General features: G+C 40.4%; 8 protein-coding genes. 1 reads left to right on the top strand and 7 read right to left on the bottom strand.

What is annotated here, in order from left to right:
* The 4 genes from IM515_RS25945 to IM515_RS14790 form a co-directional block, all read right to left on the bottom strand.
* On the bottom strand, positions 1 to 46 hold a 46-nt coding region (locus IM515_RS25945; protein WP_353737100.1), incomplete at its 3' end, for a helix-turn-helix domain-containing protein.
* Between the two features lie 285 nt (positions 47 to 331).
* Positions 332 to 922: a hormogonium polysaccharide biosynthesis acetyltransferase HpsU gene (gene hpsU / locus IM515_RS14800; RefSeq protein WP_287627495.1), complete on the bottom strand. Its 591-nt coding sequence runs from the start codon at positions 920 to 922 to the stop codon at positions 332 to 334.
* Between the two features lie 5 nt (positions 923 to 927).
* Complete coding sequence (locus IM515_RS14795) at positions 928 to 1,878, bottom strand: glycosyltransferase family 2 protein (protein ID WP_287627494.1); 951 nt, start codon at positions 1,876 to 1,878, stop codon at positions 928 to 930.
* 148 nt (positions 1,879 to 2,026) lie between these two features.
* Positions 2,027 to 2,692: an urease accessory protein UreF gene (locus IM515_RS14790; protein WP_002764714.1), complete on the bottom strand. Its 666-nt coding sequence runs from the start codon at positions 2,690 to 2,692 to the stop codon at positions 2,027 to 2,029.
* 129 nt (positions 2,693 to 2,821) lie between these two features.
* On the opposite strand from IM515_RS14790, the gene IM515_RS14785 reads away from it, so the two are divergent.
* Positions 2,822 to 3,433 carry a DUF8692 domain-containing protein gene (locus tag IM515_RS14785; protein ID WP_287627493.1) on the top strand — a complete coding sequence of 204 codons (612 nt, stop codon included), beginning with the start codon at positions 2,822 to 2,824 and terminating at the stop codon, positions 3,431 to 3,433.
* A gap of 1 nt (position 3,434) precedes the next feature.
* Here IM515_RS14785 and IM515_RS14780 read toward each other — a convergent pair whose 3' ends face one another.
* The 3 genes from IM515_RS14780 to IM515_RS14770 form a co-directional block, all read right to left on the bottom strand.
* Positions 3,435 to 3,968 (bottom strand): MogA/MoaB family molybdenum cofactor biosynthesis protein, encoded by a 534-nt coding sequence (locus IM515_RS14780; protein WP_287627492.1) that lies wholly within the window; start codon positions 3,966 to 3,968, stop codon positions 3,435 to 3,437.
* A 614-nt stretch (positions 3,969 to 4,582) separates the two neighbouring features.
* Complete coding sequence (locus IM515_RS14775) at positions 4,583 to 5,440, bottom strand: glycosyltransferase (protein ID WP_287627491.1); 858 nt, start codon at positions 5,438 to 5,440, stop codon at positions 4,583 to 4,585.
* A gap of 64 nt (positions 5,441 to 5,504) precedes the next feature.
* The coding region (locus tag IM515_RS14770; protein ID WP_287627490.1) for a glycosyltransferase 87 family protein at positions 5,505 to 6,792 on the bottom strand (1,288 nt) is incomplete at its 5' end.

The raw sequence follows: 6,792 nt of genomic DNA, 5'->3' as shown, positions 1-6,792 counted from the left end.
CTTGTTCGGGTGTGGGGTAAAATCGAAACGAATAGGCTTTTTCCATGCCTCACATTCTAGCATATATTTCGTAAACGATGCTCATATTTAACAGTAAAGCCGTCGTAGAACGACGGGGTTTCAGACCCAAATTTTCGATGACACCACATCCGTTTTTAGGCTCTCACTTTTGGCGGATTATTAATGTAATGTTAATTGAGCTTAGAAAGGGATAAATCAATGACGGTATCCTATGAGCAAGACTTTCGACTTTAGGACGAACAAATGGCTGATTTAGGCGTTGCTGATTTGAGTCTTCACCCCGACATTTGAGATAAAATGCCTCTTAAGCTTAACTACTATAAGAATTCATCTTTCTATCGTATTGAGGACGACAGGGACTGCCCCAAGCGACCTTTTGAGCGGGAATATCGGCAAATACGCTACTTCTTGCCCCAATAACAACATTAGAGCCAATTTTTACCCCCGGAGCCAGGAAACAATCGGCCGCGATCCAAGTACCATTACCAATGAGGATGGGAGTGGTTTTTAAGCCAAAAGAGCGATCGCAGGGATCGTGACTGCCAGTGCAGAGATAGCATTTTTGAGAAATCACACAATGACTGCCGATGGTAACGTTATCTAAACTATAAATCACCACATCATCGCCGATCCAAGTATAATCGCCGATCGCCACTTTCCAAGGATAAGAAACCCTTGCCGTCGGGCGAATTTTCACCCCAAGGCCGATTTTAGCCCCGAATAGACGCAAAACAGCGCAGCGAAAGCTATCCATCTGGTGCAAACTAAGGGGGAAAAGAATCCCCTGTACTAACCACCAAAGTAGGATAATTGGATTAGAACGACCGCGATCAAACCAAGATTGATCGTAGGTACGCAGATCTAGCCACGCTTCCTCATCGGTGCGGATTTCTGGGGACATAGGACTTATTTAATCATTTCTACCGGTTGAGGTTCCGAGGGTTTAACCGGGGGATTAGCCTGGGCATTAACGTTTAATTTACCGCCAAATTGCCGTAATTCGTACAATTTAACCCCTATTTGGTATTCGTACTGACTCAAAAGACGACCGTAGATATAACCAGCTTTGCCATCCAGGAAACCGAGACGGATAAAATAAAAGAGAATAAAGCGCAGCAGCGGTTTAAAGGGCAATTTTACCCAAATTTTCTTTAAAAAACGTTTTCTCTGCACCGCATCACCGAACAGGTGCGCTCCGATCGTGCCACTTTCGTCATTACCCGTGAGAATATTGTAATAAACCCGCGCTTCCCAGTTGGAATAACGATTATGTCTTTCTAACCAATGATAGATATCGCGGAAATCGATGTGCAGCATATCATTTTTCAGATATCCCACCTTGCCATCAAGGATAACGTGTTCATGAACTTCGTTATCTCCCGTGTTAGGGATATCTTCCGTGTTTAAATTCTCGTATCTGCCCGACTTATGTTTAAATAAGCGCAGATTCCAGTCGGGATACTTGCCGCCATAACGGATCCACTGTCCGAGGAAGAAGACACGACGATTGAGATAATAACCGTTATAGTCGGGATCTTGGATCACGGTGGCGATTTCGTCCCATAGTTCGGGGGTGATTCTCTCATCACAATCGACGATTAATACCCATTCATTGCGAAAAGGCAGATTATCGAGGGACCAGTTTTTCTTTTTCGGCCAACGACCATTAAAATAAAATTGGACTACATTAGCCCCATAGTTGGTAGATATTTCGATCGAGCGATCGCTACTTTGGGAATCGACGACAAACACTTCATCAGCCCTAGCAACACTCTCTAAACAGGCGGGAAGGTTAGATTCCTCGTTTTTGGCGGGAATTAACACCGAAACGGGAATTTTTTCTGATTGACTAAACATTGGCACACTGTGGCTAGGTAGAGTGTTCGCATCTTTCCTTAAAACCCTTAGTCACTCAGAAAGCGAGAACTAGGACCTAAGATTTTTTTTTATCTTACTATACCTTATTCGGTTTTTACGTCATTCTCCTGCTCTTCTCCCTAAATTTCTAACTGCGAAATAGACGACTATACTGGGTTTCGTGGTTCATACTGGCAAAACTTAGCCCCCAACTCCAACTGCTCAGGTTTTCATCGGCTAAACTGATAATATCTGCTGTTGCTGTTAATAAACTGGGCTGTAAACCGATCAGAAGCGATTGTCCTAGGGTTTGTCCAAGGGGAATTAAACGCAATCCTGCATTGATTAAATTACTTGCCCAACTGTGTAAATAGCCTAAAACCGCTAATTCTTGGCCAATTTGCCAATGACTTGCCCCGATCGCAAAAGCGGTGGCATAATTAGCCTGTTCTGGTAGATTATCTCTGGCCGGTGCTAACTCCCGCAATAAGTTTAACAGCGATCGCCCCATTTGCCAGCTTTGCTGTCTTAATTCGGCTGTTTCCCGCGTTGCCGATAACCAATTATCCCAATAATTAAGTTTTGTAAAATCCTCTTGACAAAAACAACGATATACCCTTACCAAAACAGCCGTTTCTAAGCGAACCGAGCCTTGACCAAGCGATCGCTCTAACCAATCATTTAAGCTGGCACTATTGGAGATAATCCCCTTTTCGACGAGGGTTTCTAGCCCTTCGGAATAACTATAGGCCCCCACGGGTAAAATGGGACTAGCCAATTGTAATAAACACAAAAGTTCTTTTTGAGCGAGCATAGAAAACCGAGAAAATTGTCCTTAACACAATGAGGGAAATGCTTGGCACTTCGGTATGTAGATCGGTAGAAAGCGGCACTCTCTGAATTATACCGTGATTAATAGCCACAATTATAAACTACTATACTTATGTCCTCACGAGAACAGCATTTTCTGAAAATAAATCTTGTCGTTCTCCTCTTGATTTTAGCTTTGATTGCTGGGGTTGATCGGGAAAAATTACACTCTAGTCTTTTATTTTATCCTCCCGCTACTCCCCCAACTCCGCTCGCTGGTTTATTAACCCATTCTTTTCAATTGCTTTGTTGTCTGCCCCCGATTGTTTGCCTTTTTAGTTATGCTTTATTGTCTGGGGAGACAAGTTTTAGTAATTCTCGCCATTTTTTACTTGTTTCTGGCATAATAACGGGACTGTTTGCCATCAATGAAATCTTCAGAATTCATATCATTCTCCTCTATTTTAATATTCCCAAATTTTTGACTATCTCTGTTTATGGCCTCGCAATTCTGATTTATGGTTTAGCATTTTGGCGGCAAATAAGACAAACTTCTTACCAAATTTTAATCATCTCTTTAGCACTTTTAACTTTTGCGATCGCTATCGATTTTCTCCAGCTTAAAAATCAAGGTTTTGCTAGTCTAAGTGAAGGAATTCCTAAACTGTTAAGTGCTGTGAATCTAGCTGGCTATTTTTGGGATGTATGTTTTCAAGAAATTTCAGCCCAGATCAAATCCCAATAAATTATCCATTCATCTGTTTAACCAGATGTAAAATTTCGGGAAGAATCAGTTTTTCTAGGGCTAATCTAACGGCATTAGTGGAACCAGGGAGAGAAAAGACTAATAAGTTTTGATAAACCCCAGCTATTGCCCTTGATGCCATGGCACGGGAGCCAATTTCCTGATAGCTGAGATAACGAAATAATTCGCCAAAACCGGGCAAAGTAATCCTTAATAAAGGTACTAAAGCATCGTATGTATTGTCTCTGGGAGCAATACCCGTACCCCCATTGAGAATTAAGACTTTTATCTGATTTTGATTGCTAATCTCTGGTAAGATTGCTTGAATTTGTAAGGGTTGATCGGGGATAATTAAGTATAGGCCGATATCATGACCCGATCGAGTTAGTAAATCTTGAATTATTTGGCCACTCCTATCCGTCTCTGGGGTACGAGTATCGCTCACCGTGACTACGGCACAGGTAAGGTTAAGGGGGGCGGTGTCGGGATGGGGATTGACAATCCCGTCACTAAAAGCGAGGGATTCTTGGTTCATCGAGTTTCCTTAATCTGACAGGACGTATCCAACAATCGATTTTGTCTTCTCTCTTGGCATCCATCCAAAGCCTTAATGCTTTGTTTCTGATGAATTGTACTGTACGAATAGCTTCATCTAAGTAGGGAGGCACAATTATTTGTAGGATGGGTTAGCGGTAGCGTAACATAATCGGGCGTTGGGTTTCATGCTTCAACCCAACCTACGTTCATCTTATATTTAATTCCACCCACCTACTTATGGCAGAAGACTGACTTGGTTTGACCACTGCTTTCATTTCTAAGATAATCATTGTTTATCGACCTCAAACAACTTATTTTAAGTTAACCTATACAGCAGAGATTGTCAAGATTTTAGTCGTGCTTCGCTCTTTTATATTGGTCGGGGTTTCATCCCGTCGCGCTAAGCACTTCCGGTCTTCACCCCGACATTTGAGATAAAAATTAACATGAATCGCTCACTCTTCCTTATTTTTCGGGTCATTAGACCTGTCAGACTAAATCAGCAAGATAGCTCACCATCACCACTACTCCCCGCTCCCCGCTCTCCTATAGCTTTTACACAGGATTTAGTAAGAATAATACCTGCTGCCTGAAGCGGCAAAAATACGGGTTTCAACCTAGACGCAGTTTAGTGATAATTCTTTGACAATAGAGTTGAATTCCTTCTAACTTAGCTAGGGAGAATTTGGGTTTAATGGGAAGGATCAGTAAAGACATAAAACTCATCCGCAGCAAGCGATAAACAAGGATAGTTAAAGTCGTATGTTTTTCGAGACTGAGAAGATAACTATAGATATTATGAGTTAGTCTTAGATAACCATAGCGTCGGGTGATAGAAGATGGTTCATGAATGATTTTAATCTGATTGGTAACAACAACTAAATAGCCTTGATTTGCGTATCTTCGGGAAAAATCAAAGTCTTCGTAGTAGAGAAAGTAATCGGGATCGAAATGGGGACAAGTGGAAAAATTAGAGCAATTAATTAATAAACTGCATCCCGTCACCCAGTCGGGAATAAGATAGGATTTATCTCCGTAGTCTAAGGATTCCTCTACTACGTTAATTGTGCCGATTTTGGCATTGAATTTTCCCCAACCAAACCAGATTTTACCATCCGGTTCGTAAATTTCTGTACCAGCGATGGCAACTTCGGGATATTGCTGAAAAAATTTGCTTGCTTTCTCCAGAGAGTCCGGTAATAAGTAAGCGTCGGGATTAACTAACCAAACGATAGCTTCTCTGTCTTGTTGATAAATCCAATCAAGTCCTAGATTACATCCTTTCCCAAATCCTAAATTTTCCCCCGCTTCAATAATCTTGACCCTTTCCGCTGCTAAAGATTGGATATTTTTATCTTCAGGGGAATTGTTAACAATGATGAGAGTAGCGGATAAGTTATCGTTGAGGGAAGCAATTAAACGCTTAATTAATTCCCCGCAATTGTAGTTAACCGTCAATAGATAAATCATTACTGATAAAAGGTAGGAGTCACTGGTAATTAACAATGGTTAGAGAATAGCTTTCCCGTGAGAATTACTTCTTCTGAAGACGACAGAGATTAAAATTTTCGATTTTGGTGGGAAAGGGTTGACAACTTTGGAAGTCAATAACGAGATTTTCCTTGGCTAAATCCTCCACTATATCAGGAGATTTTTTATTAAAGTCTGTCTGGAGAATGTAGAGAGATTCTGGGGGAGTATTAGCAATAAATGTCTCGGCATTTTTTCGCATTAAAGTTCCCTCACTGACTCCAGTATTGCCTTTGAGTCTCACAAAACGAGTCGAAGCGGGAAAATAAGGAACGATAAAAGATGTTCCTTCATCTCCCCAGATAACAATCGTGGAATTTTCGTAGGGTTTTAATGCTTGACTATCGATACCAAAATAATGATCTGACCATCCCATTCTCCACCAATCCATCGGTTTAACCGTAGTGACAATCAAGGAAAATATTAGCAAATTTATGATTAATAATGGTTGTCTGCGAGGATAAAGATAGGCAATAATCAAAATAATTAAAGCGGGACTGATTAATTCTAATGGTATCAGATAACGATAGATAGAAAATCCCACTAACCAAATAGAGTAAGCGGTCAGATAAAAAGGCAGTAAAAACCCTAAAACTGCACCGTGGGTTAAGTCAGGTTCAGAGGATAGATTGCGCTTAGAAATAGCACGAAAAATAATCATTACTATTAGTAAAATCATCAATAAATAGGTGATGGCTAATCGGCTATCTTGGAAAGGAACCTCAGATACAAGAGTTTGTCTCTGGATAAAATAAACAGGATAAAACAACCATTGCCAGATATCTTTAGGCAAATATTGTATCCCTTTAAAATTGTAGTCGGTTTCAATATAAGGAGATTGAAAAATTTTATTAAAGAACGGAAAAAGAGGATTAGCAAACTTTGTCCACATTAGGATAATCCAATAACCAGCAGTGAGACTAAAACCCACGGCCATTGAGATAATTGATAGAATTAAATTGCGTAACTTTTCTGACCAAGAATTGGGTAAAAAATTAATGGCTACCAAAAAGCTGATACTATATAAAGCATTGGTTAATTTTAACCCCGTTGCCAATCCTAATAAGAGTCCAGCTAAAAGAATATTTTTAGAGGGAATTGGCAGATTTTTCCCGAAACTACTAACTATAAAAAATAATCCTCCCAGAACAAAAACACTGGTGGTATTATCACCAATACTGGTTCCTAACTCCGAGATATAGGCTGCCCCAAAAATACTGGTAATCGCTGCCGCTATGCTTAGAGTTATCTTGTATCTTTCGGAAACTTTATCTAGGGAATGATAGGTAATT

Origin of the sequence: Microcystis sp. M44BS1, assembly GCF_020244875.1 — a bacterium.
Lineage (GTDB): Bacteria > Cyanobacteriota > Cyanobacteriia > Cyanobacteriales > Microcystaceae > Microcystis > Microcystis panniformis.
Note: the sequence above shows the minus strand (reverse complement) of the source record. Positions and strands in the feature narration are given on the sequence as shown.